Annotated in this window: 25 protein-coding genes and 3 pseudogenes; 11 read left to right on the top strand and 17 right to left on the bottom strand. The window is 63.4% G+C overall.

Going from position 1 to position 24,552, the window contains the following annotated elements; genetic code table 11:
• Positions 1–39: 39 nt before the first annotated feature.
• Entirely contained in the window at positions 40–681 is a 642-nt protein-coding gene (locus BLV27_RS00390) for a sugar transferase (RefSeq protein WP_092641972.1), read from the bottom strand.
• Complete coding sequence (locus BLV27_RS00385) at positions 678–1,484, bottom strand: NAD-dependent epimerase/dehydratase family protein (RefSeq protein WP_092640600.1); 807 nt, start codon at positions 1,482–1,484, stop codon at positions 678–680. Before BLV27_RS00385 ends, BLV27_RS00390 begins: the two co-directional genes overlap by 4 nt.
• 161 nt (positions 1,485–1,645) lie before the next feature.
• On the opposite strand from BLV27_RS00385, the gene BLV27_RS00380 reads away from it, so the two are divergent.
• The 3 genes from BLV27_RS00380 to BLV27_RS00370 all read left to right on the top strand — a co-directional run bounded on the left by BLV27_RS00380 (position 1,646) and on the right by BLV27_RS00370 (position 4,858).
• Positions 1,646–3,784, top strand: coding sequence for a YjbH domain-containing protein (locus BLV27_RS00380; RefSeq protein ID WP_092640597.1), 2,139 nt, complete (start codon positions 1,646–1,648; stop codon positions 3,782–3,784).
• A gap of 2 nt (positions 3,785–3,786) precedes the next feature.
• Positions 3,787–4,458, top strand: coding sequence for a YjbF family lipoprotein (locus BLV27_RS00375; RefSeq protein WP_170831307.1), 672 nt, complete (start codon positions 3,787–3,789; stop codon positions 4,456–4,458).
• Positions 4,459–4,630: 172 nt separating this feature from the next.
• On the top strand, positions 4,631–4,858 hold the full coding sequence (locus tag BLV27_RS00370) for a hypothetical protein (RefSeq protein ID WP_092640590.1): 228 nt from the start codon (positions 4,631–4,633) through the stop codon (positions 4,856–4,858).
• Between the two features lie 140 nt (positions 4,859–4,998).
• Here BLV27_RS00370 and dxs read toward each other — a convergent pair whose 3' ends face one another.
• From dxs to BLV27_RS00340, 6 genes are read right to left on the bottom strand one after another with little or no spacing between them, the layout of a single operon-like run.
• Positions 4,999–6,915 (bottom strand): 1-deoxy-D-xylulose-5-phosphate synthase, encoded by a 1,917-nt coding sequence (gene dxs, locus BLV27_RS00365; protein ID WP_092640587.1) that lies wholly within the window; start codon positions 6,913–6,915, stop codon positions 4,999–5,001.
• A 10-nt stretch (positions 6,916–6,925) separates the two neighbouring features.
• Positions 6,926–7,795: a polyprenyl synthetase family protein gene (locus BLV27_RS00360; RefSeq protein WP_425283624.1), complete on the bottom strand. Its 870-nt coding sequence runs from the start codon at positions 7,793–7,795 to the stop codon at positions 6,926–6,928.
• Positions 7,792–8,031, bottom strand: coding sequence for an exodeoxyribonuclease VII small subunit (locus tag BLV27_RS00355; protein ID WP_092640584.1), 240 nt, complete (start codon positions 8,029–8,031; stop codon positions 7,792–7,794). Before BLV27_RS00355 ends, BLV27_RS00360 begins: the two co-directional genes overlap by 4 nt.
• Positions 8,021–8,947: a histone deacetylase family protein gene (locus tag BLV27_RS00350; RefSeq protein ID WP_092640581.1), complete on the bottom strand. Its 927-nt coding sequence runs from the start codon at positions 8,945–8,947 to the stop codon at positions 8,021–8,023. The genes BLV27_RS00355 and BLV27_RS00350 overlap by 11 nt, the downstream gene beginning before the upstream one ends.
• Positions 8,948–9,007: 60 nt before the next feature.
• Positions 9,008–9,721, bottom strand: coding sequence for a response regulator (locus BLV27_RS00345; protein WP_092640578.1), 714 nt, complete (start codon positions 9,719–9,721; stop codon positions 9,008–9,010).
• On the bottom strand, positions 9,718–10,212 hold the full coding sequence (locus BLV27_RS00340; protein WP_092640575.1) for a MarR family winged helix-turn-helix transcriptional regulator: 495 nt from the start codon (positions 10,210–10,212) through the stop codon (positions 9,718–9,720). Before BLV27_RS00340 ends, BLV27_RS00345 begins: the two co-directional genes overlap by 4 nt.
• A 133-nt stretch (positions 10,213–10,345) precedes the next feature.
• Here BLV27_RS00340 and BLV27_RS00335 point away from each other — a divergent pair, with 133 nt between their 5' ends.
• Positions 10,346–11,215, top strand: a complete 870-nt coding sequence (locus BLV27_RS00335; protein ID WP_092640572.1) for a branched-chain amino acid aminotransferase — start codon at positions 10,346–10,348, stop codon at positions 11,213–11,215.
• Between the two features lie 349 nt (positions 11,216–11,564).
• Positions 11,565–11,897 (top strand): DUF2794 domain-containing protein, encoded by a 333-nt coding sequence (locus tag BLV27_RS00330; RefSeq protein WP_092640569.1) that lies wholly within the window; start codon positions 11,565–11,567, stop codon positions 11,895–11,897.
• 73 nt (positions 11,898–11,970) lie between these two features.
• On the opposite strand, the gene BLV27_RS00325 is transcribed toward BLV27_RS00330, so the two are convergent.
• The 3 genes from BLV27_RS00325 to BLV27_RS00315 all read right to left on the bottom strand — a co-directional run bounded on the left by BLV27_RS00325 (position 11,971) and on the right by BLV27_RS00315 (position 14,695).
• Entirely contained in the window at positions 11,971–12,804 is an 834-nt protein-coding gene (locus BLV27_RS00325; RefSeq protein WP_244504488.1) for a C40 family peptidase, read from the bottom strand.
• Between the two features lie 17 nt (positions 12,805–12,821).
• Entirely contained in the window at positions 12,822–14,207 is a 1,386-nt protein-coding gene (locus BLV27_RS00320; protein WP_092640562.1) for a leucyl aminopeptidase family protein, read from the bottom strand.
• Between the two features lie 104 nt (positions 14,208–14,311).
• Positions 14,312–14,695, bottom strand: coding sequence for a hypothetical protein (locus tag BLV27_RS00315; RefSeq protein ID WP_092640559.1), 384 nt, complete (start codon positions 14,693–14,695; stop codon positions 14,312–14,314).
• A gap of 160 nt (positions 14,696–14,855) precedes the next feature.
• On the opposite strand from BLV27_RS00315, the gene BLV27_RS00310 reads away from it, so the two are divergent.
• The 4 genes and pseudogenes from BLV27_RS00310 to BLV27_RS20085 form a co-directional block, all read left to right on the top strand.
• Positions 14,856–15,506 (top strand): carbonic anhydrase, encoded by a 651-nt coding sequence (locus BLV27_RS00310; protein ID WP_092640556.1) that lies wholly within the window; start codon positions 14,856–14,858, stop codon positions 15,504–15,506.
• Positions 15,507–15,575: 69 nt separating this feature from the next.
• Positions 15,576–15,908 (top strand): annotated as a pseudogene (locus tag BLV27_RS20095) (sodium-dependent bicarbonate transport family permease).
• Positions 15,909–15,910: 2 nt separating this feature from the next.
• Positions 15,911–16,165 (top strand): annotated as a pseudogene (locus BLV27_RS20090) (sodium-dependent bicarbonate transport family permease); the annotation flags it as partial.
• 78 nt (positions 16,166–16,243) lie between these two features.
• Positions 16,244–16,387, top strand: a pseudogene (locus BLV27_RS20085) (transcriptional regulator); the annotation flags it as partial.
• Between the two features lie 15 nt (positions 16,388–16,402).
• Here BLV27_RS20085 and BLV27_RS00295 read toward each other — a convergent pair.
• The 3 genes from BLV27_RS00295 to BLV27_RS00285 form a co-directional block, all read right to left on the bottom strand.
• Positions 16,403–18,016 (bottom strand): DUF4139 domain-containing protein, encoded by a 1,614-nt coding sequence (locus BLV27_RS00295; protein ID WP_092640553.1) that lies wholly within the window; start codon positions 18,014–18,016, stop codon positions 16,403–16,405.
• A 74-nt stretch (positions 18,017–18,090) separates the two neighbouring features.
• Positions 18,091–19,113 (bottom strand): aspartate-semialdehyde dehydrogenase, encoded by a 1,023-nt coding sequence (locus BLV27_RS00290; RefSeq protein WP_092641964.1) that lies wholly within the window; start codon positions 19,111–19,113, stop codon positions 18,091–18,093.
• Between the two features lie 117 nt (positions 19,114–19,230).
• On the bottom strand, positions 19,231–20,391 hold the full coding sequence (locus tag BLV27_RS00285; RefSeq protein ID WP_092640550.1) for an MFS transporter: 1,161 nt from the start codon (positions 20,389–20,391) through the stop codon (positions 19,231–19,233).
• A gap of 284 nt (positions 20,392–20,675) precedes the next feature.
• On the opposite strand from BLV27_RS00285, the gene BLV27_RS00280 reads away from it, so the two are divergent.
• Positions 20,676–22,331: an ABC transporter ATP-binding protein gene (locus BLV27_RS00280; RefSeq protein ID WP_092640547.1), complete on the top strand. Its 1,656-nt coding sequence runs from the start codon at positions 20,676–20,678 to the stop codon at positions 22,329–22,331.
• Here the strand turns inward: BLV27_RS00280 and BLV27_RS00275 are convergent.
• Together BLV27_RS00275 and BLV27_RS00270 are read right to left on the bottom strand one after the other, a co-directional pair.
• Positions 22,322–23,011: a sulfotransferase-like domain-containing protein gene (locus BLV27_RS00275; RefSeq protein ID WP_092640544.1), complete on the bottom strand. Its 690-nt coding sequence runs from the start codon at positions 23,009–23,011 to the stop codon at positions 22,322–22,324. The genes BLV27_RS00280 and BLV27_RS00275 overlap by 10 nt on opposite strands.
• Before the next feature lie 133 nt (positions 23,012–23,144).
• On the bottom strand, positions 23,145–24,044 hold the full coding sequence (locus tag BLV27_RS00270; RefSeq protein WP_092640542.1) for an aminotransferase class IV: 900 nt from the start codon (positions 24,042–24,044) through the stop codon (positions 23,145–23,147).
• Between the two features lie 83 nt (positions 24,045–24,127).
• On the opposite strand from BLV27_RS00270, the gene BLV27_RS19965 reads away from it, so the two are divergent.
• Entirely contained in the window at positions 24,128–24,256 is a 129-nt protein-coding gene (locus BLV27_RS19965) for a hypothetical protein (protein ID WP_280140276.1), read from the top strand.
• Here BLV27_RS19965 and BLV27_RS00265 read toward each other — a convergent pair.
• On the bottom strand, positions 24,253–24,543 hold the full coding sequence (locus BLV27_RS00265; RefSeq protein ID WP_092640539.1) for a YggT family protein: 291 nt from the start codon (positions 24,541–24,543) through the stop codon (positions 24,253–24,255). The genes BLV27_RS19965 and BLV27_RS00265 overlap by 4 nt on opposite strands.
• Positions 24,544–24,552: the final 9 nt, after the last annotated feature.

Raw genomic sequence — 24,552 nt, 5'->3', positions numbered from 1 at the left:
TGCAGTGTCCGGCGGGTGCCGGGACTTGCCAATCACCAATCAGACCCAACGGCCCTTACGCCTTGGGCGGATGCGTTTCGGGAAGAACTTGGCCGTTGTCCAGCTGATCAGCTTCACGTCCATCCAGAAGGTGCGATGCCGCTGATAGAGCAGATCCAGCGTGGCTTTGCGCGGAATGCAGACACCGGCGTAGACCTCCTCCGTTTTCTTGGGGGTGCGTGCTTTGGCCAGAATGCGGCCTTCATGCGGGGCGTAGATCAGGCTGGCCAAACCGGTGACACCTGGCCGCGATTTCAGAATGTCGGCGTAAAGGTCGGGAAACATCTCGACATAGCGCCGCAGGGGTGGGCGTGGGCCGACGAAGCTGACGTCGCCCCTCAGGATGTTCCAAAGCTGAGGCAACTCGTCCAGCCGGCGGCGGCGCAGGGCATGTCCCAGTGGCGTGATGCGGTTCGCCTTGTCGCCGCCGGTTACGCCTGTGTCGTCAGGGTCGCTGGCCATCGTGCGGAACTTCCACAGGGTGAACGCCTTGGTCGGCGTCTTCATCCGTTCGGACCCATAGAAGATCGGCCCGTCGCCCTGTCGCCAGATCTTCCACGTGATGACCAGGATGACCGGGGTGAGGAAGATCATCAGGTAGATCGAGAAGAGAATATCGAACAGACGCTTTCCGCGCGTCATCCGCAAACCTCCCGCCATTCGCGGACGATCCGGGCCGGGTCTGCTGATCCTTGGTCCAAGGGGATGATATCCTGCAAAAGCGATGTGTTCAGCCGGACTTCGGGGATCGCATCGGGACGCGGTCGCCTTGCAACCCACGCGCGACCTTCGGTATTGAGGAGCGCAGCCATCTCCACGGTCCGTGGCGTGGAGATGTTCAGGATTGGGGGCAGGCGGTCCGGGTGCCGCCCGAGGGCCGCCAACGTCTGGGCCAACGTGGCCGGACCCATATAGCTACGCCGGCAACTGCGCCCGTCGGCGAAGATGTCCAGAGCGGGTGCCGTCGCGTCCGTCCTGGACAATAGGGCGTCGGCCCCGGCCACATTTCCAAGGCGCAGAATCACCACCTCCGGTCCCGCTGGGCGGGCGTCGGCCCAGGCCCGAACGGTATCTTCCATTCGTGCCTTTGCCATACCATACGCAGAGATGGGCGTCGGGGCCTGCGCCTCGGTCAGCGGGCCGTCGGCGCGTCCGTAAATGGCAGCCGAGGAGAAGATGAGCACGCGCGCCACGCCCGCTTGTTCGGCAGCGGACAGTGCCCGAAGTGCGCTGTCCGAATTTCCTGCCAAAGCCGTGTCGTCCCCGCGCGTCACCCCGGCCAGCGCGACAAGACAGCGCCGATCGTCTAAACGGTCGGCGATCCGATCTGAGCGTTTCAGCCAAGCCGTATCACTTCCCTGCCAGACCCGCCCGAGCATCCGCCCGATCCGCCCGGTCGATCCGGTCACGGCAAGACCCGAGGGTAGGGTGGCGGCGGTATTCATTCAGGAAGTCCGGTCCGGGCGTCCCGTCCGAGCGAGGTAGCCCGCCGAAGTTGCAACTCCAAGACGGTTGATCCGGGAACGGGTAAAATTTGATGCATCCCTTTCTTGAATAACGGCTTTGAGGGCATGTACCGCTCCGTAGATCCACGCGAGGAGACAAGATGACGTTCCGGATCGCAGCAGCCGCATTCGTCTCCGCCGTGCTGGTTGCCACCGGCGTATCGGCTCAGCAAGTCAGGTCGATAAACTCTTACGGAGTTTCTGGTCTTATCGATCTGCCAAGCGCGCAGATGCAGCCCGATGCCGAATTGACGACATCGGTGACAATCTTGTCGAACCGGTCGGGCCGGGGACAGATCGCGTTTCAGCTGTTGCCGCGGGTTCAGGCCGTGTTCCGCTATGCGACGCTTCCAAATTTTTTGCCTGACGGCAGTCCGCAGCTTTCCCGAACCTATGATCGAAGCTTCGACTTGCGGCTCCAGCTCCTGAAGGAAAGGCACAACCTGCCGTCGGTTGTTCTCGGCCTTCAGGACCTCGGCGGCACAAGCATCTACGCCGCGGAATACATCGTGGCCACCAAGAGCTTCGGGGATTTCACCGTCACTGGCGGCATCGGCTGGGGCCGGTTGGGCACGCGCGGCGGGTTCAGCAATCCGCTGAGTGCTATCAGCGATCGGTTCGATTCCCGACCGAACCTTGTGATCGGCACGGGGGGGACATTGCAGTCCAGCCAGCTGTTCCGGGGCGATGCCGCGCTATTCGGCGGGGTGCAGTACGAATGGTCTGACCGCCTGACCCTCAAGGCGGAATATTCCTCTGACGCCTATGTCGAGGAGGTCCAGAAGGGCGTCATCGACATCAAGACGCCCTTGAACTTCGGTCTGGACTACGCGCTGCGCCCAGGCTTGCGGGTCGGCGGCCATCTGCTGCACGGCAGCGAGGTCGGGCTGACGCTGCAATTCGCGCTAAACCTCAAGAAAGGAGCCTTTGGCTCGGGTATCGATCCGCAGGCCCGCCCCGTGACCCTGCGCCCCGCCCGCGACCTGAACCCGCGGGTCTGGGACACGGCATGGACGCAGGATGGGATCACCGCGCCTGTGGCGCGTGCCAATTTGGTTGCCGATCTGGGCGGTGAGGATCTGGAAGTCGTCGCCACCAAGATCGAGGGCGACCGCGCCGAAATCCATTTCCGCAATGGTCGCTTCACCACCAGTGCGCAGGCGATCGGGCGGGCCGCCCGGCATGCGACCGCAGCCCTGCCCGCGTCGGTCGAGACGATCGTCCTGGTCCCGCTTAACGACCTGGGGATTGCCGGCACCGCCGTCGTTCTGCGGCGCAGCGACCTTGAGGCGCTGGAAAATGCGCCTGACGGCACCGATGAAGTTCTGGCCGTGGCCGGCATGATCGATGCGGCAACGCTGGACCGGACCGGCCTGTTCACCGAACCAGACGCGTTCCCGCGATTCCGTTGGAGCCTGGGGCCCTATGTCTCGCTGAGCGCTTTCGACCCCGACAATCCGGCCCGGTTCGATCTCGGCGCGCAGGCGTATGCAGCGTACGAACCGGTTCAAGGCCTGCTCTTTGAAGGGGCCGTCCGACGACGCCTTGTCGGCAACCGTGACGAATCCACCCGGACTTCCATTTCGCAACTGGCACGCGTTCGGACGGATTCAAACCTTTTCGCCAAGACCGACGGCCCCTTCATTTCCCATGCCACCGCGAACTATCTCTGGCGTCCCGGTCGCAACCTTTACGCGCGCGTGTCTGGCGGCCTGTTGGAGCAGCAATACGGCGGCGTTTCGGGAGAATTGCTCTGGAAGCGGGAGCGCGCACCGTTGGCCATCGGCCTTGAGGTCAACCGCGTGCGCCAGCGCGACTTCGACATGCGGTTCGGATTTCAGGATCTGGACGCGACGACGGCCTTCGTGACCGGCTATTTGAACCACGGCAACGGTTTTCACAGCAAGCTTGATGTCGGCCAGTACCTGGCGGGCGACAAGGGGGCCACGTATGAACTGACGCGCGAGTTTTCCAACGGCTGGTCCGTCAGCGCCTACGCAACCAAGACGAACATCACTTCCGAGCAGTTCGGCGAAGGCAGCTTCGACCGCGGTATCCGGATCGGGGTCCCTTTCAGCTGGATATTGGGCACCCAGACACAGGCCTCTTCAAAGCTGCTGATCCAGCCGATTCTGCGGGATGGCGGGGCACGGTTGAACCTCGGCAACCGGCTTTATCCGATGGTGCGCGATCAGTCCTCGCCCAAGCTGACCGAAAACTGGGGGCGATTCTGGAGATGACCATGAAATTCGGACGCATCGCGGGGGCGTTTACACTCCTTCTGGCCCTCGCGGCCTGCGGAAATCAGGCTGACAAGAACCCGCTGTTGCTGGTCTCCAAGGCCGCCGTCCAGACCTTCAAGCCCGGCGCACGGGCGGAGCCGTCCGATGCCCGTGACATCCTGACTCCGGCGCTGATTGAACGGTCCGACACCTCCGCGCTTCTGGTGGTGTCCCTTGATCAGGATCAGGGGTTCACCGTGATCCCGCAGACGGCAAACCGCGGCACTGTGCAATGGCGGGCGGGGGATTATCGCGGCATTCTGCGGCGGGACGGCATTGTCGTCGGCACGCGCGGGTTTGGCCACGATCTTTACACGGCCGACGTCGATGCGCTCGATGCAGCATTCGAGTCGAATGGCGCGACTGATGCGCTTCGGGTAAACCGTTATCTCACGGCCGAGGGTATCATCGAAGTGCGCGAGATGATCTGCACGGTCCGCCTTGTCGGGCAGGAGCCCCTGAATATCTATGGCAAGATCAAGCAGACCCGCGTTTTCGAAGAGGATTGCCGTGACGGCGGCGGCGATTTCGTCAACCGGTACTGGGTGGAGCGTGATGGTAGGGTTCGCAAAAGCAATGAGCGCATCAGCCCTGAAATCGGCACGTTCGAAATTACACGCCTGACGGAATGACAAACAGGTTGCGATGCGGGATTGTAATTTCCGTTTTCTGATCGCTCATGGTTGAGACAGATGTGAGTTTGCGTTGCTCATAAGCCGCTCTAATATATCAATATCGCATCAATTGCTTGATCGGGGAGATCAGGTGGAATAGCGAAGTTATATTGCACCAAAGGAGTTTCTCATGAGCAAAATTTTCGCGCTGTCCGCCGCCGCCGTCATGGTCGCCGTGCCGCTGGCTGCCACCGCCGATCAGGCCGTTCGCCTGGAGACCGAAAAGTCGACGCAGGCCATTCTCGCCGGTGCAACGCCCCTGACCGTCGGCATGACTGTCTTGATCGGCGGCGTTCTCTTCGCGGTTGTCTCTGACTCCTCGTCGTCCTCGACGACGCTGGTCCGCGTTCCGGGCTAAACGGTACGACCTCCCAATTCAAAGGGCAGGCCTCGGTCTGCCCTTTGTCGTTGGCGCACAGTCCTCAGTGCAACACCTTCAATGCACGACGGTCTTCGTAGCCGGACGGGCGGATCGGTTTCTTGGGACGTCGGGGCCGGTCAGGCGCGCTTTTCGAGGACGTCGATTCCCAGAACGTCGAGCACCTTCGCCTCGATGTCTCCTGCGTTGAGCTTGGCATCCGCGTACATTTGGGCAGGTCCGGCTTGATCGATGAATGCGTCCGGCAGGGTCATCGACCGAAATTTGAGCCCGGTGTCGAATGCGCCCTCGTCCGACAACAATTGCGCGACCTGGCTGCCGAAACCGCCGACCGCACCCTCCTCGATGGTGATCAGTGCGTCGTGCCTAAGGGCAAGGCCCAGTATGAGGTCGCGGTCCAGCGGCTTGGAGAAACGGGCATCGGCGACGGTCGGCGTAATGCCCCGCGCCATCAGCCTTTCACGCGCGGCCTCCACTTCGGCGAGGCGCGCGCCGAATGACAAAAGCGCGACGCCTTTGCCCTCGTGGATCATGCGCCCCTTACCGATCTCCAGTGGCTTACCACGCTCCGGCATCTCCACGCCCACACCTTCGCCGCGGGGAAAGCGGAACGCGATGGGGCCGTCGTCATGGGCAGCGGCCGTCGCCACCATGTGCCGTAACTCCGCCTCGTCGGCGGCGGCCATGACCACCATGCCGGGCAGGTTGGACAGAAACGCGATGTCGAAAGATCCTGCATGTGTCGGGCCATCGGCCCCCACCAGCCCTGCGCGGTCGATCGCGAAGCGCACAGGGAGCTTTTGCAAGGCGACGTCGTGGACGATCTGGTCATAGCCGCGTTGCAGAAAGGTCGAATAGATGGTGCAGAATGGCTTCATCCCCGACGCGGCAAGGCCCGCGCAGAAGGTCACGCCGTGCTGCTCGGCGATGCCCACGTCGAAGCACCGTGCCGGAAAGCGTTCGGCAAACAGGTTCAGGCCGGTTCCGTCGGGCATCGCCGCCGTCACGGCACAGATACGGTCATCTGCCGCCGCTTCCTGCAGCAGGCTTTCGGCGAAGACCTTGGTATAGCTTGGCGCGTTCGACAGGGTCTTGGATTGTGCGCCGGTTGCCACGTCGAACCGGGCTGTCGCATGACCGCCGTCGCGGGCGCTTTCGGCGGGGCGGAAGCCTTTGCCCTTCTTGGTTATCGCGTGGATCAGAATTGGGCCGTCAGCCCGCGATTTGACCGCGCGCAGCACGCCCAGAAGTGTCTCCATGTCGTGCCCGTCGATTGGGCCGACGTAGCTGAAGCCCAACTCCTCGAACAGGGTTCCGCCGACGGTCATGCCCTTGAGCATCTCCTTGGCGCGCCGAGCCCCTTCCTGAAACGGCGGGGGAAGGAAGCCGATGGCCCCCTTGGCGGCGGCCTTCAACTCGTGAAACGGTTTGCCCGCGTAAAGCCGTGACAGGTAGCCGGAGAGCGCGCCGACGGGCGGGGCGATGGACATCTCATTGTCGTTCAGGATGACGATCAAGCGTTTTTTCAGGTGGCCCGCGTGGTTCAGCGCCTCGAACGCCATGCCCCCGGTCAAGGCACCATCCCCAATCACGGCGATGGCATCCCCATTGCCCGGCGCGCCCAGTTCTCGCCCTATGGCAAAACCCAGGGCGGCGGAGATCGACGTAGATGCATGGGCCGCACCGAAGGGGTCGTAATCGCTCTCGGTCCGCTTGGTGAAGCCCGACAGCCCGTCTTTCTGGCGAAGGCTGTCCATCCGGGCGCGCCGTCCAGTCAGGATCTTGTGTGGATAGCACTGGTGCGACACGTCCCAGATCAGCTTGTCGCGCGGGGTGTCGAACACGGCGTGCAGGGCGACCGTTAACTCTACCACGCCCAGTCCGGCCCCAAGGTGCCCACCGGTGCGCGATACCGCGTGGATGGTTTCCGAACGCAGTTCATCCGCGACCTGCCGCAGATCGCGGTCGGACAGGTGGCGCAGATCGGCGGGACCAGCGATCCGGTCCAGCAGCGGTGTCTTTGGGGCGTCGGACATTTCGGGGCCTCTACTTATCGCGGGTCACCACATAGCGGGCAACGGCGGCAAGGGTAGCAGCGCGGGTCCCGAAGGGCAAAAGGACGTCTTGTGCGGATTTCACAAGTGCATGGGCGCGGTCGCGGGCGGCGTCAGCCCCCATGAGCGACACGAAAGTGGCCTTGCCGGCATCGGCATCCTTGCCCACGGCCTTGCCCACGGTGGCCGCCTCGCCCTCCACGTCCAGCAGGTCGTCCGCAATCTGGAACGCCAAGCCGATGTCGGCGGCATAGCGCAGCAGGTGGACCGGGTCGGCCTGACCCAGAATGGCACCGGCGCGGCAGGGCCATTCCAGCAAGCGACCGGTCTTCAGACGCTGCAACTCGGTGATCTGTTCCAGCGTCAGGGGGTCTTCGGCGCTTTCGGCGGCCATGTCCAAGGCCTGTCCCCACACCATACCCGTCGCCCCCGCATCGCGCGCCAGTGTCAGCACGAGTTCCGCGCGAACACTCGCGTCGGGATGGGTCAGGGGGGCGGCCAGCCATTCGAATGCAGCGGATTGAAGCGCGTCACCGGCCAGAACGGCGGTCGCTTCGTTCCATTTGCGGTGCACGGTCGGTTGGCCCCTGCGCAGATTATCGTCGTCCATGCACGGCAGGTCATCGTGAATCAGAGAATAGGCGTGGACGGCCTCAATCGCCGCCGCCGCGCGCAATGCACGTTCACGTGGGACATCGAGCAGGGCCGAGGTTTCAAGCACAAGGAACCCGCGCAGCCGCTTGCCGCCGCCGGTGGCATAGCGCATTGCGTCGCCTACCGGACCGTCGAACGCGACCAGGAGGTCGGTCAGGGTCGCCTGAATATCGTCTTGCGCAGTCTTGAGCGCGGTCTCGAAGCTCACATGTCCTCGACGGGTTTGGCCCCGGTCGGCTGGCCTTTTGCGTCCAGCGTGATCTGCGCGACTTTCTCCTCGGCTGCTTTGAGCTTGGCGTCGCAATGATCCTTCAGCTTGGCACCGCGTTCGTAGAGTTCGATCGATTTTTCAAGCGGGACGTCGCCCGAATCCAGCTGGGTTACGACCTGCTCCAATTGGGCCAAGGCTTCCTCGAAGCTCAGGTTGTTGATGTCATTCGCCATTTTCCCGCCTCCGCAGAACATCCACATGCGCTGCGACCGAAGATGCAAGCGCGGTGAGGTCATAGCCGCCTTCCAGGCAGGACACCACCCGGCCCCCGGCATGGGCATCGGCCAGATCGTAGAGGCGCTCGGTGATCCAGATGAAGTCATCCTCGTCCCAGTTGAGTTGGGCCAACGGGTCCTCGCGGTGGGCGTCGAATCCAGCGGAGATGATGACAAACTGCGGCGCGAAAGCATCGAGGCGGTCCAGCGCGGGTTGAATGCGGGCGCGAAAGACACTGCCGTCCGATCCTGGCGGTAGGGGCACGTTGATCACGTTGTCGTGGGCTCCGGTGTCGCCGACCTCACCTGTGCCGGGCCACAGGGGCGACTGATGCGAGGTCACGAACAGGGTACGGGGCTCGTCCCAGAGCAGGTCCTGGGTTCCGTTGCCGTGGTGCACATCGAAATCGACGACAGCGACCCGATCCAGCCCGTGCACATCCAGTGCGTGCTTCGCGGCGATGGCGACGTTGCCGAATAGGCAAAAGCCCATGGGCTTCGCCGTTTCCGCATGATGTCCGGGCGGGCGCATGGCTGTGAAGGCGGTCTTGTGCGCACCGCCCAGAACCGAATCCACGGCACCGATCGCGGCCCCGGCACCCAGACGCGCAGCGCGCACCGTGCCCGGGCAAAGGTAGGTATCAGGATCAAGCTGCGCCCAGCCATCCGACGGAGAGGCCGCCGTCAGCCTGTCGATATAGTCCTGCGGGTGACAGCGGGTCAGGTCGACGTCGGTCGCCTCCACCGGCTCCTCCCGCGCGAGGTCCATGTCGGCCAGCGCTCGGCGGATCGATGCCAACCGCGCCACCTGTTCGGCATGGCCCGGTGGGTTTTCATGCAAGTCGGCGTCGGGATGTGTCAACAAAAGCGTCATCGCGGCTCTCCCTGTTTCAGGAAATATACGTGGGGCGGGGGCGGCGTCCGGCAGGAGCCGTCAATCGGGGACAAGCATGTACCCGGCCCCGCGCACCGTCTGAAGATAGCGGGGCTGTTTCGGGTCGTGTTCGAGCTTTCGACGCAATCGGGTGATTTGCACGTCAACCGCGCGCTCGCCCGAGATGTCGCCGTCGCGGCCAAGCTTTTCCACAAGGTCCGCGCGGCTTACCGGCTCATGCGGTGTCGCCGCCAGCACGCTCATCAGTGTTGTTTCGGTCGCCGTCAGGCGGACCGGGTGCTGCCCGCGGTGGAGTTCGCCCCGGTCAAGGTCATAGCGTGCCGTTCCCAGGTGCAGGGTCTTGGGCACTGCGCCGCCGCTGCCCGCAGGCGCGCGGCGAAGGATCGCTTTCAGCCGCAGAAGCAGTTCTTTCGGCTCGAACGGCTTGGACAGGTAATCATCCGCTCCCGCTTCGAGGCCGGTGATCCGGTCCGAGGTTTCCCCTTTGGCGGTAAGCATCAGGATCGGCATGTCACGGGCTTCGCGGATTTCGGCACACAGGATATACCCGTTGTCGCCCGGCATCATGACGTCAAGGATTGCCATATCGAAGTCTAATCCGGCCAGCAGGCGGCGGGCATGGTCCGCGTCGCGGGCGGCGGTGATAAGATAGCCGTTCCGCATCAGGAATTTCTGAAGAAGCCCGCGGATCCGTTCATCATCGTCAACCAGCAAGACATGGGCTTGATGGCCGTTCGGCTCCTCGTCGATCATTTGTCGCCTTCCTTCACGACCGCGAAATAGCGGCGCAGTTCAGGGTCCATCATATGCTCAAGGACCTCGCGGAAGCCAGCGACGGCTGCAGGCCCGGCTTCGCGAAACGCGGCGCGCATTCGCGCCCGCTGCGCATCCGAGAGCGACCGTTCCAATGCCTCGCCGGCTTCAGTCAGGTGAAGATGCCGTTCGCGCCGGTCGCGTACGCCGATGCGGCTGTCGACCAGCCCGTCCTCGACCAAGGTGCGCAGCACGCGGTTCAGGGATTGCTTGGTCACGCCCAGAATCGCCAACAGATTGTTGACCGTGGTTCCCGGCGTGCGATGGATGAAGTGGATCGCCCGATGATGCGCGCGCCCGTAGTTCAGGTCTGCAAGGATGCGGTCGGGGTCGGCGGTGAACCCACGATAGGCAAAGAACATCGCCTCGATCGCGCGGCGCAGCTGTTCATCCGTGAGAAACAGCAGGTTGTCGCTATGTCCCTGGGCCATTGGCACCCCCTTGGGATCAAATTACGTCAGCCTTGTTGACATTCCAAGGCCGGATTGTTAGCCACGGCTAGTTTTTGCGCAATATTATGTCCGTATCGGGCATATTGGTGAAATAAATGGGATGGAGAACACAATGGCTGGGTCCTACGCCGAACTTGACGGCAAAATCTGGATGGACGGTAAGCTGGTCGACTGGAAGGACGCGAATGTCCACCTGCTGACCCATGCGATGCACTATGCGAGTGCTGTCTTCGAGGGCGAACGCGCCTATTCCGGTAAGATTTTCGAGAGCCGCAAGCATTCGGAACGTTTGATCGCTTCGGGGCGCGCGCTCGACATGGAGATCCCATGGACGGTCGACGAGATCGAGGCCGCAAAATACGAGACCATGAAGGCGAACGGGCTGGAGGATGCCTACATCCGCGTTCTGGCCTGGCGCGGTGCGGGCGAGGATATGGGTGTCAGCTCTTCGCGCAATCCGGTGCGCATGGCCGTCGCGGTCTGGGCTTGGGGCAATTACTACGGTGACGCCAAGATGAAGGGGGCCATGCTCGATATCGCCAAGTGGAAGCGGCCCAGCCCCGAAACCGCGCCGTATACCGCCAAGGCCGCCGGCCTTTACATGATCTGCACCATGTCCAAGCACGCCGCCGAGGCAAAGGGCTGCTCGGATGCGATGATGTTCGACTATCGCGGCTACGTGGCCGAGGCGACGGGGGCCAACATCTTCTTCGTCAAGGATGGGGAGGTGCATACGCCCGATCCCGACTGCTTCCTCAACGGGATCACGCGGCAGACTGTCTTGGGAATGCTGGCGGAGCGTCAGATCAAGGTGCACCAGCGCCACATCATGCCGGAGGAGCTGGAAAGCTTCGAGCAGTGCTGGCTGACCGGGACCGCCGCCGAGGTGACACCAGTTGGTCAGATCGGCGACTATAATTTCGAGGTGGGATCGCTTACTCGTTCGATCTCCGAAGACTACGAGAAACTTGTCCGCAGCTGATCACCGACCTTGGAAAACAGATCGGCCCCGTCCGGTGGACGGGGCCTCTCTATTCGAACCGGATGGAACTGGGGTTCGACCGGTTTGTAGACCCCCCGAAGCGACGATCGGGTGGGGGCTATGAATCGCCACCTCGGGGGTGAGCTAGTCGCTCCTACGCTGTTCAGAATGCAGATGCTGCGCGGCGCATTCGGGGAACGACCATGGTCTTCGCTGGGTGTTTTTATGGCCTGATCAAGGCACGGTGAACTGCCGATTTCCACATGATCGTGGCCGAATTGGCCGATTTGTTGCGACTTGGGCTGCCCCGTACCTTGTCATGGCAGAATTGCAGGGCCACGTTCAGGGAATGAACGCGCCCATCCCGATTCCCCACGCCCAGGACAATGTCCATTTCCAACGGTCGGAACTGTCGATCATCCTCTCGCTTTATGGGCGGTTCGTGGCCGCAGGCGAATGGCGGGACTACGGGATATCCTCGCTTAAGGAGGTCGCGATTTTCTCGGTCTTCCGGCGCACGGCGGAACAACCCATGTACCGAATCGAGAAGCGCCCGAAGATGACCGCAAAGCACGGCCTGTATTGCGTTGTCGGCATGGACGGTCGCATCCTGCGTCGGGGGCAGGACCTTAAGACAGTTCTGCGTGTTCTGGAGCGCAAACTGATCCGGTCTGTCGAGTGATTGCGTGACAAAACGATGACCCACGGCCCCCAGCCGGCGCGAGTCAAGAGAGGCGTTCTGCCCCCTTACAATGTCAACGGCCGAGCTCGGGTCGCCGGCGCATGGCGATCTCGCCAGATCCGGTTCCACTCGCCCCTGCGGAAATCCGGGCGGCGGCCTGGCTCAGCGGCTCATAGGCGACGGCCATATGGTGGGCGTTGGCATGCAGCAACGTCGTTGCGTCCGACATCATGCCCACGTGCCCCTGCCAGAAGATCAGGTCACCCCGCTGCAACGGCTCCTCCCGGTGCAATTCACGCCCGACGCCGCGTTGCTGATCGCTATCGCGCGGGCAGTCGAGTCCGCAGGCGATCAGCGCCGTCTGAACCAGCCCCGAGCAATCAATGCCCCAGCGCGATGATCCCCCCCAAAGGTACGGCGTCCCCAGGAACATATCGGCGACGCCCACCGGGTCCGAGAACCGGGCGCGCAGATTTTGCAGGTGGCCGGTCGGGATGAAGTGCCCGGTCGAGATTTTCTTGAAATCGCCGAGGTCCGAGGTGACCCGTACGTGGCTGCCGAAGAAAATCGCAACCTCGGGCGGGGCCTTGAGCCTGGCCTTGGGATAAAGATGAGTCGCTGGGGCCGCGACCCAATGTGTCGCGGCATCTTGCCGTGTCAGGGCACCCGAGATGACATAGCCGCAGTATCCGTCCCGCAGGCTCTGGCCAAAGGCGAATCCGTCACGTTCGTCGATGACCCGGAAGGCCTCTCCGAACAGAAGCTGGCTGGACCGCTCGCCGCGTGGACTCTCTGAAAGATTGACTAGCGGCTGCTGCACAGTGCGGACCGTGCCTTTTACGTAGCGTGTCGCCTCGACCACGCCACGCAGCTCGTGCGCGGCGGCGTGGCCGTTGGCCGGCGTCATCCTTGGATCGTGTGCGTTCATGTGTCCAAGACCTTGGGAAGCGCGTCGAAGATGGCGCGCGCCGCCATACCGACGCCGCCCTTGGGCCGCGCGGGCGCGGCAGTGGGGTTCCAGCCGAAGATGTCGAAATGCGCGAACCGCGGTGTGTCCTTGACGAACCGGTCAAGGAACAGCGCGGCGGTTATGCTGCCCGCGAACCCGCCGCTGGGCGCATTGTCCAGGTCGGCGATCCCCGGCTCGATCATGGTTTCGTACGGACGATGGAGAGGCATCCGCCACAAGGGATCACGCACGCGCTTGCCCGCCTGCGCCAGCGCCATGGCGAGCGCGTCGTCGTCTGTGTAGAACGGCGCAAGGTCCGGGCCGACCGCCACGCGGGCCGCCCCGGTCAGCGTCGCCATGCAGATCATCAGATCGGCCGGGGCCTCATCGGCCAGCGCCAGCGCATCCGCCAGCACCAGGCGTCCTTCGGCATCGGTGTTGTTGATCTCCACCGTCAGGCCGTTGCGTGCGGTCAGGATATCGCCTGGACGAAATGCGTTGCCGGACACCGCGTTTTCCACGGCGGGGATCAGGACGCGCAGGCGCAGTCTGGTGCCTGTTGTCATGATCATCGAGGCCAAGCCCAGAACGGTAGCCGCCCCGCCCATGTCCTTCTTCATAAGGCCCATCGACGCGCCGGGCTTCAGGTTCAGGCCGCCCGTATCAAAGCAGACGCCCTTGCCGACCAGCGTGACATGCGGGCCTTCGGTACCCCAGTTCATGTCGATCAGGCGTGGCGCACGGTTGGAGGCGCGGCCGACTGCGTGGATCATCGGGAAATTCGCGTCCAGCAGGTCGTCGCCCTCGGTCACGTGGATAGCCGCGCCGTGGGCCTGTGCCAGATTGCGTGCGGCGGTCTCCAATTCGGCGGGGCCCATGTCGCTGGCCGGGGTGTTGATCAGGTCGCGCGTCAGGCACTCACCCGCCGCAATTGCCTCCAGCCGAGAGGCATCAATGCCCTTTGGTGCCTTCAGCTGCGCACCATCAACAGCCTCGCCCTTGTAGCGTGTGAAGCTGTAGGCCGACAAAAGCCAGCCAAGTGCGGCCTCCTCCAACTCGTTCGCGGTCAGGTCGCCGTCCAACGTGTAGGTGCCCGACTTCAGCTGTTCTGCCGCCTTGGCAATGAGGAACCGCGTTCGCGCGCGATCCTTTGCAGCGCCCCATCCCACCAGGACGCGGGCCACTGACATATCGGGTGCCGGCAGGCGCAGGATCTGGCCTGCGCCGCCGTCAAAGCCATTGGCCTGAATCCAGTCGCGGACAACCTCGTCCTGGGTGCCAAGCCAGGTGTCGAAGCCGGCGGAGGTCACGATCCGGACCGGGATGGCGCGCGTGTCGGGGGGGGCGAACTTGGGTGTCATACAATCCTCGGCAGCGCGGAGCGGCGGCGGAGGACAGGATAACGCAGGGACCCTGCGCCGCAAGGTCTGCGGCGCGACAGCGGCGTCTTTCTCGGGCGTCGCTGTCAGGCAACGGTATCCGGCGTCTGTTGCATCGTCCAATCCCCGACCTGCTTTGGTTCCCCGAGGCGTACCAGACGTGCGGTGCAAGCGGCCAAGGCGACCCGGTTCCCCTGCGCGATGCAGTTCAGGACAGCCTCGGCCCCGTCGTGGATGGTCGTCATGCCGACCCGGTCGGCGACCCGGCGCAATTGAGTGCAACTGCGGTGCAACCCTTCGTAATAGCCACCTTGCGTGCCGATTACGGAGATCAGGGTCCCTACCTCCTCCAAGGCGTTGGTGATAGTGGTTTCGGCATGCTGTCCTTCGGACGCGCACAGAGCGGCGAGCGTGTCGTGATCAAATTTCACGGTCTCGGTCGGGCGCAGCCTAACGATGTTATTTGTCATGTCTTTTCAGTCCCAGATCAGATGCCCCCACGGCCTCTGGGCACAAGGTGCTGTCGGAACGGGGCGAAACCGCGGCGACCTTTCGGCGATCAAGCTTAGAAATCGCTCGAATTCCATTCAAGTAAGCGGTTAGAAGCGGCCAGCCTGAAGGAGACGACTCATGCGCCCGACCCGACCCCTGCCCGGATCGCTGGTTCAACGCTACCATGGCTGGAAGGCGACGACCTTTGCCGACAACGCCGCCTGGTATCGCCGGTTGGCGACCGAAGGCCAACGGCCGCGCGTGATGGTCATCAGCTGCTGTGACAGCCGGGTGCATGTCACCTCGATCTTCGGGGCCGAACAGGGTGAGTTCTTCATTCACCGAAACATCGCCAACCTGGTTCCGCCCTACGAGCCTGATGGGTTGCGACACGGGACGTCGGCGGCGATCGAATACGCCGTAACATCGCTCAAGGTGTCGCAGATCATGGTACTGGGGCACTCGCAATGCGGCGGTGTGAAAGGTTGCGACGAGATGTGTTCGGGCAATGCCCCGGCGCTGGAGGCCAAGGACAGCTTCGTCGGTCGCTGGATGGACCTGCTTCGTCCCGGATGGGAAAAGGTGCAGGCCATCCCCGACGACGCCGAACGACGCGAAGCGTTGGAAAAGGAAGCTGTCCTGACCTCGATCGACAATCTGATGACGTTCCCCTTTGTTGTCGACGCGGTTCAGGCGGGCAACCTGGCGCTGCACGGTCTGTGGAACGACATCGTCGAAGGTACGCTGGAGGGGTATGATGCCGCCACCGACAGGTTTTCGCAGATCTAGGGCTTGCTGTCCGAGTGTCATCACTCCCACAAGCGACCGTTAGTGCGATCTGCGTGAGAGGATGAGACGATGGATCTGGTAGATCTTGCCGTGGGGAACCTGAAGTTCCCCATCATTCTGTCGTTTGCGCTGGGGCTGTTTGCGGCATTTGCCCGATCCGACCTTTCCATTCCCGAAACGGTTGCGAAGGGCATGTCGATCTACCTGCTGTTCGCGATCGGATTCAACGGTGGCGTTGCTGTCAACGAGGCCGGGCTTTAGATCACGTTGATCGGAGCCATAGCGGCAGGGGCGATCATGTCGTTCGCGTTGCCGCTCGGGGCCTATGCCCTGTTGCAGGTGATGACGCGGTTGTCGGCGCTGGATGCGGCTGCAGTCGCCCCGCACTACGGGTCATTTTAATCGTGACCTTCGTCGCGGGCACGTCCGGGCTGGACGGCGCGGGGTTGGTCTATGATGGCAGGGTGGTCGCGGTTGCCGCCGTTATGGAGGCCCCGGTCATCCTCTCGGCGCTCTGGCTGGTTGCGCGGTCGGGGGCGGGTCGCCCGGTTGACGGCGATCTGTGGCGGGAAATCCTGCTCAATGGCTCCATCGTCCTGTTGATCGGTAGCTTTGCAATCGACTGGATCACCGGGACCGAGGGCCTGACCTGGATCGCCAGCTTCATCGCGTCGCCGTTTCAGGGCGTGACTTTCCCCTTCAACCTGACCCTTGGGCTGGCGATCTATCTTTCGGTCGCGGGGGGCATGGTCTCGGTTGTCTGCATCGTGCGGGCCGAGCGTCTGGACACCTTGCTCGACGCTGCCTTTGCCGTGGTTGAGCCGCATTGTGGTGTCGTCACGGTGACCGACTGCGAAGTCCTGCGGGCGGAGCGTTCCTGACCCATCCGCCGATTTTCACGGCTGCCAGATCAGCGTCTTACCTTCGGGCCATTCCAGCGTCACGCCGATCTCGACGGAAACATCGGCACCGCCTGCAACCTCCAGGTTCCACTGCGCGACGCTGCGTTGGTCCTCCACGTCGCGCGCGTCGGGGGCGGGGCGCGGGGTGACGGAGACCTCCAGATCCTCCTCCTCCGAATAGGGCAATGCGAAACGCGCCTCCACGGCCTCGGTCGTGTCCGACAGGTTGCGGACGCGGAACACCATGTCCTGCCGCCGCGTACCGGAGGTGAAGAAAAGACCCCTGTCGCCCGTCGCATTCTCCAGTCGCACGAACTCAAGCCGAAGGTGCTGCTGTGGACCAAAGGCCAGCTCCACCTCATCGCCCGCGGGCATCAGGGGCAGGTTGGTCTCGCCGATGCGGCTGTTCTCGCGGTAGATGACTGCGGGGCCGGGCAGCAGCGGCTCTCCGGTGGAGTTGGTGACTTCCGCCATCAGGAAGGCGGTGTCGTCCAATCGGGGGTTGGCGCGGTTGAACACCCGCGCGTCGAGCCTGTGCGAATCCAAGGCGAGCGTCACGCGCCCGCCCACTGGCAGAGTCACTGGCGTGGGATAATCATATGTGACGACGGGACCGTCGAAGTTGGCCTGTGCGACAACCACCGGTTCGGGTGCCGCCGCGAAATCGGCCTCGGCCATGGTGCCCGGCGCGATGCGCCTTAGCGCCCCGCTTTGCATGATCTCTTCGTCCTGCTGCAACCGCGCCTGGTTGGGATAGACCTCCTGCGGTGCCGTTTGAGCGAAGGGATCAGCCGTCGAGAGGGTAATGGCCACGTTGATCAGGGGCAGGCCCGCGCGCTGCCAGACCTCCACCTTGCGGTCCAGCGTCACCATGTCGTCCGCGCCCAGCTTCAGGTCATATCGCGTGCCCCAGCCCGCCCCCGGCGTGAAATATTCCATGTTCAGGTCGACGGTTCCAGCTTCGGCCATGGTCAGGCCCACCGCCATCAGCGACAGGCTGCCCAATTGTGCGCCGGTTGCCTCTAGGTCCAGTTGCGCTTGCGCGGTCCGGCGGCCCGCTTCCTCCACCGCGCGAGTCGCTTCGCGCAGGGCGACACTGGCATCTGTGCGGGCGATTTCGGCCATTTGCACGCGCGTGCCCAGAAGTTCGAAAGTGTTCAGCATCGCCTCGGTGTCCAACGAAGTCAGGGAATCGCCACCGACCGATCGCAGGAAGGCCAGTTGATCTTCCGCCGCGGTTACTGCGGCGTCGGCGCGCTGGCGGGCGTCTTGGGCGATGGACCCCGCTTCGCGCGCGGCCAGCAACGCGTCATAAGCTGCTTGCTGCGTCTCCGTCAGGTAGATGCGACCGTCGGCCACGGCGTTTGGCAGGACCTCGACCGCCCCGAGCGTCGCGCCGGCCAATTCGATATCAGGCAGGCCGCTGCCATCCGAATAGGGCACAAGCAAGCGATGGCTGCCCGCCGGAAGCTCCACCGAGCCAGAGCGGTGCAACGTCGCCCCCTGCAGGTAGATCTCCGCTTCGGTGACAGGTGCCGGAAGCGGGACATCAGCGGCCCAAGCCAGACCCGGCAGCGTGAGAAACGTTGTAAGAAGACTGCAGCGCATGAAAAGGCCCCCGATTTTGATACCGGGGGCCAGTTTCGCGCGGCGGGGCGACCGTGTCAGCCCTTGTAATGAGGTCAGCGCTTCTTAAGCACCCGTTCGACCAGCGTTTCGGCGATCTGCACGGCGTTCAGGGCGGCCCCCTTGCGCAGGTTGTCGCTGACAACCCAGATGTTCAGGCCGTTGTCGATCGTGCTGTCCTGCCGGATACGGCTGACGAAGGTGGCGAAGTCGCCAACGCATTCGACCGGCGTGACGTAGCCGCCGTCCTCGCGCTTGTCGACGACCAGAACGCCGGGGGCCTGGCGCAGGATATCGCGCGCCTCGTCCTCGTCCAGGAAATCCTCGAACTCGATGTTGATCGCTTCCGAATGGCCGACGAACACCGGAACGCGCACGCAGGTCGCGGTGACCTTGATCATGGGATCCACGATCTTCTTGGTCTCGGCGACCATCTTCCATTCTTCCTTGGTCTCACCCGAGTCCATGAAGACATCGATGTGCGGGATCACGTTGAATGCGATCTGCTTGGTGTAGACCTTCGGCTCCCGCTCCTGACCGGGGACGTACATGCCCTTGGTCTGATCCCAGAGCTCGTCGATGGCCTCCTTGCCGGTGCCCGACACGGATTGGTATGTGCTGACCACGACCCGCTTGATGCGCGCGCGGTCATGCAGAGGCTTAAGCGCCACAACCATCTGCGCGGTGGAGCAGTTGGGATTCGCGATGATGTTCTTTTTGGCGTAGCCGTCCACGGCTTCGGGGTTCACCTCCGGCACGACCAGCGGCACATCCGCGTCGTAGCGATAGAGCGAGGAGTTATCGATCACGATGCAACCCGCCTTGGCGGCGATGGGCGCATATTTCTTGGTGGCATCTGACCCGATGGCGAAGAATGCGATGTCCCAGCCGGTGAAATCGAATGTCTCCAGGTCTTTTGTTTTCAAGGTCTTGTCGCCGAAGCTGACGTCCGTTCCCAGCGACCGACGCGACGCGAGCGCCGTGATTTCATCGACGGGGAACTGGCGCTCGGCCAGAATGTTCAGCATTTCACGACCCACGTTGCCCGTGGCGCCGCAGACGACGACCTTGTAGCCCATCATATCCTCCGAAGGGTTTGGGAGCGCGCCGGGGGTTATACCTGTTGGGGTGCAGGGGCAAGCGTCATGGCCGACAGAGGTCGGGCCGTCGCCGTCAGGCATTGATCTTCGAGATATTCAGTCCCGCGAATCCGGCGAGAACGCATAGATCGCGCAACCGGCCAGCAGGACCAGTGCGAACACGCCGAACAAGGTTTGGTATCCGGCCAGCCCGCCGCCCGCCGCGCGGAAAATCGGACCGGTGGCGAACTGCGCGATGCCGACGCCCCCGATCGAGAACAGGTTCAGAAGCGTCACGCCACGCCCGGTCAGATGCGGCGGGAAGAACGCGCGCCCGTGCGCAATACATAGCGCATAGCTTGCTCCCAGAGCCCCGATCGCGGCCAGCAGCAGCGTGCTGGCGACCAATCCGGGCACCGGCACCCACCATAGAATACCCAGCATTGCCGCGCCCAACAGATTGCCGGTCAGCACGATCCACTTGCGCGTGCCGAAGATGCGGTCGGCCGGCGCATAGGCGAAGTTGCCCACGATCATCGCTGCCGCCATCACCAGCGTGACCGTACCCACATGGGCCGCGCCATATACATCCGCGACGTAAGGCCCGACCCAAAGTCCACGCAGCCCGGCGGCAGGCGCATAGTTCACCAGCAGGATCGGCAGGATCAGCCAAAGCGCCCGGATCCGCAGCACATCCAGAAGCGATCCGCGCTTGCCGCCAGTGATCCCATCGGGGTCGCGCACCATCAGCCAGCACCCGACCGCCGTCGCCACCGTCAATGCAGCCAGTGCCTGCATCGCACCGCGCCAGCCTAGGATCTCCGCCGCCCAGCCCATCGGAACGCTTGCGGCGATATTGCCAAGGCTGCCGACGCCGACCAGCACGCCCGCAAGCGTGGCGAAGACGCGGGCCGAGAAGACGCGCGCGAAGATGAAGTAGCTGGCCATCAGCACGGGTGCGCAGCCGGCACCAATCAGCCCCATCGCCAAGTCGATATGCCACCCTTGCGTCGCGGCCGCGAACACCATGGCACCTCCGCCTCCGCAGACGCCCAGCAGAACCGCGGCGGTACGGCGCGGCCCGAGCCGATCAAGCGCCCAGCCGACCGGCAGCTGCATCGCCGCGAAAACCAGAAACCAGATGCCCGACGCCCGGCTCAGCGTGGCTGCGTCGATGCCCAGATCGGCCGTCAACTCGGGGGCCAGAACGGCCAGAAATGCGCGGTAGAATTGGCTTAGAACATAGGCCAACGTCAGGATCGCGATACCCGCGTTCATGCGCTGGCCCATTCCATATGGGGCGACATGGGGCCGGCCCGATCGGTTCGGGCCGGCGTTTGGAACCCTTGATTGGCTTTGTATTCCATAGATCCCCCCGCCCCGGTTCCGGGGCCGCAGGCACCCCATGCCATTCCCCGCGCTTGCCGCCTAGCCCCTGCCTGCGGTAAGTCCCGCAAAACCGAACGAGGCATTTCCTGCAAACCCCGGCCCATCCCTTTGCGCGCCTCTGGCGCGGCTATCTGCGGCGTCACCTCTGGTGGATCGTTCTGGGTGCCCTGCTGATGAGCGTCGAGGGCGGCACGGTCGGGGTGCTGGCCTGGATGCTGGAGCCAATGTTCGACCTGGTCTTTGTCGAAGGCCGCGCCGATGCCGTCACTTGGGTCGGCATCGCGATCCTGTCGCTCTTCGTGGTGCGCGGCGTCGCCGGTGTGGCGCAACGGATCGTGATGGCGCGCGTCGCTTTCACCGCCTCTTCCAGCCTTCAACAGGATCTGCTGTCCCACGTGCTGCGGCTGGATGCGGCGTATTTCAGCGCGAATTCCCCGGGTCAATTGATCGAGCGGGTTCAGGGCGACGTGCAGGCTATCCAGACGATGTGGGTACAGCTGATCACCGGCGTGGGGCGTGACGCGGTGGGGCTGATTTCTCTGATGGTTGTGGCGCTCTCGGTTGATCCGGTCTGGACCGCCGTCGCGGTGATCGGTGCCCCGCTGCTGGTCGCGCCCAGCCTGATCGTGCAGCGCTATATCCGCAAGAAGGCCTTCAGGCTGCGCGACATTGCCGGGCGGCGCACGACTCGATTAGACGAGATTTTCCATGGTATCACGCCGATCAAGCTCAATGCGATGGAAGCTTATCAGCAGGACCGGTTCCGCGTCGCAACCGACGATATGGTGCGCGCGACGATCCGCACACAGGCGGGCCAGGCGACCGTGCCCGCGTTGGTGGATTTCGCGATCGGTTTCGGGTTCTTCGCGGTGTTGCTGTCTGGGGGGCCGCAGATCATCGCGGGCGAGAAAACAGTGGGCGAGTTCATGGCGTTCTTCACGGCCATGTCCCTGGCGTTCCAACCGCTGCGCCGCTTGGCGAACATGTCGGGTGCCTGGCAAACGATGAACGCTTCACTGGAGCGGATCTACGCCTTGCGGGATACGGTGCCGACCATCGTGGATCCGGTCACCCCGGCCGAAGCGCGGCCCGCATCGACCGACGTGGTGTTTCGTGACGTGCATCTGGCCTATGGTGACAACCCGGTGCTTCGCGGGGTGGATTTTACCGTGCCAGCAGGTACGACGACGGCGTTGGTCGGTCTGTCGGGTGCGGGCAAGTCGACCGTGTTCAACGTTCTGACCCGGATGGTCGACCCCGAGACAGGGCAGGTGACGATCGGGGGGCGCGATGTGCAGGCGTATCGGCTTGGCGATCTGCGGGGCCTGTTTTCGGTCGTGTCACAGGATACGCTTCTGTTCGATGAAACGCTGCGCGAGAACCTTTTGCTAGGGCGCTTGGACTTGAGCGAAGCGGCGTTGAAGGACGCGCTCGATGCGGCGCATGTGTCGGAGTTCGTGGCCGACCTGCCCCTTGGGTTGGAGACGCAGGCCGGGCCGCGCGGGTCGAACCTGTCAGGCGGTCAGCGGCAACGGGTAGCGATTGCGCGGGCCTTGCTGAGAGATACGCCGATCCTGCTGCTGGACGAGGCGACGAGTGCGCTCGACACCAAGTCGGAACGATTGGTGCAGGAGGCGCTCAGCCGTCTGTCGCAACGCCGCACGACGCTGGTGATTGCGCACCGGCTCTCCACGATACGCGAGGCGGACCAGATCCTTGTGCTGGACAAGGGGCGGGTCGTGGAACGGGGCACGCACGACGAGTTGCTGGACCGCGGCGGGCTGTACACGCAGTTGCACAGAATGCAGTTCGGGGCCGATCAGGGCTGAATCGCGCGGGCCTTCATCGCGGCGTAGAACGGCATGGCGGCGGCCAGAAGGTCGTCACGCTTGACCCGGGGCAGAGGGCCTTCGGGGCCTGCGAAGCCAGTCGATTTGTGGACGGCGTTGTACCAATGCGCAGCCCAGATCCCGTCGGCCCTGTGCCCGCCTGCTGGCCACTCCAGCATGGATTCGTCGAAGGAGATTCCGAGTTCAGCGCAGAGTTTTGCCAGCATCCCCCGCGGATTGTCCCTCAGGTCGGCGGTGTCGAGGATCAGTCCGCCGATACGATCGTAAAGCGTGGCTTGCGCGGCGAAGGCGATGTCGGCTTCGGTGATCTGATCACGCTTGGCACCATAGCTGGCGATGACGCGGGCCGGGTGGCGGATGAGGTGCAGGTGCACGGCATCCCTGGCCCAATCGAGCGGGATACCTGGCACCATGTGGTGGGCCATATGCTTCTGATAGGAATGGATTTTCGGCGTCGCGGCGCAGAGCGCGGCGACCGCCGAAGGATCGAACGACTGATTGCTGAGGATTTCGCCGCGCATGGGATGGTCGATGCCGGTTTGCGCCAGGTAGGCAGCGTAGAACGGCTCGTCCATGACTTCGAAATCGGGGCGGTTGCCGAAGGAATACATCATGGCGGTGGACAGGTTTCTTGGGCCGGACCATGCGACGATCTTCATATCAAAACCCGTTTTGAGGGGTCGGTGATCCACGGGTGACCAGCGGGCGATCTGCGTCTGACGTCACTGGGCGCACGGTCAACTCGGGTTTTCGGGTGTTGTGTGCGCGCGGGGCAGCAGGGCTTGGGCTGGGTCACGCGCCGACCAGATCCTTGTAGAGCGCGCGAAGACGCTCGGTCACCGGGCCAAGCTGACCCGTGCCGATCACGCGCCCGTCGACCATGCCGACTGGCGTCTGTGCGCCGAAAGTGCCGGTCAGAAACGCTTCGTCCGCGCCATATGTGTCGACGAGGGAGAAGTTACACTCCAGGCAGGGAATGTCGTTGGCATGGCACAGGTCGATCACCTTCTGACGGGTAATGCCGTTCATGCAGTAGTCGCCGGTGGAGGTCCAAACCGTGCCCTTTCGCACGATGAAGAAATTGCAGGCGTTGGTGGTGTTCACGAACCCATGCACGTCGAGCATCAGGGCTTCGTCCGCGCCGGCCTTTTCGGCGGCGATGCAGGCCAGAATGCAGTTCAGCTTGGAATGGGAATTGAGCTTCGGGTCCTGCGTCATCGGCAGACCGCGCAGATGCGGAACGGTGGCCAGATTCACGGGACGTGGGATCTTTGGCTTCGAGTGCTCCATGATGATGACCATGGTCGGACCGCGTGTGGACAGGCGCGGGTGCTGGAACGGCAGGCGCTTGACCCCGCGCGTGACCATCAGGCGGGCGTGGGCATCCGTGGTGAAGCCGTTGGCGGCGCGGGTTTCCTCGATGGCGGCGATGACCTGATCCGGGGTCATCGCGATGTCCAGATCAATGGCTTTCGCAGCCTCAAACAGGCGGGCGATATGTTCGTCCTGAAAGGTCCACCGGCCATTGTAGAGGCGCAGGCCCTCCCAGACGCCATCGCCCAGCATGAAGCCGGAATCATAGACCGAGACGACGGCTTCGTTCCGGTGCTTCAGTGTGCCGTCGACCCAGATCAGGATGTCCGCGTTGCGGGCGTCCTCCTCGGCCTCGTGTGTGCTGATGTGATCGTTCATGCGCGGGAAGATGCCGTCACCACGATGTGATTTGCAAGTGCCCACGCGGGTCGGTGATCCTAAGACCTTGGTGGAGGTGTGCCATGATTTGCAAACACGAAATTCGCATCATCTTGCTGGCGGCGGCAATCCTGACCGGGTTTGCTGTTCAGAACGTGGAGCGCACGCAGGTAGCCGATTGCATGATGTGCCCGACGGCGGCTGTCCTTTAGGTCAGCAGGTTCAACCGCAGGTCGCCCAACACCATCTGCGCGATGATAATCGCGAGAATGAACACCAGCGGGGCCAGGTCCAATGCACCCATGCTGGGCAGGATGCTGCGAATGCGCGAATACGCAGGCTCCAGAATGCGGTTCAGACCATCCCAGAGTTGCGCCACGATCGGCTGGTTCAGATTGAGGACGCCGAAATTGATCAGCCAGGACATCACGATATGCGCCACGGCGAACCACCACGCCACGTTGAGGAGCAGCAATGCGATGTTGATAAGCGTGATCATGGGACGTCC

Source organism: Jannaschia faecimaris, from assembly GCF_900107415.1.
GTDB classification, from domain to species: Bacteria; Pseudomonadota; Alphaproteobacteria; order Rhodobacterales; family Rhodobacteraceae; genus Jannaschia; species Jannaschia faecimaris.
Note: the sequence above shows the minus strand (reverse complement) of the source record. Positions and strands in the feature narration are given on the sequence as shown.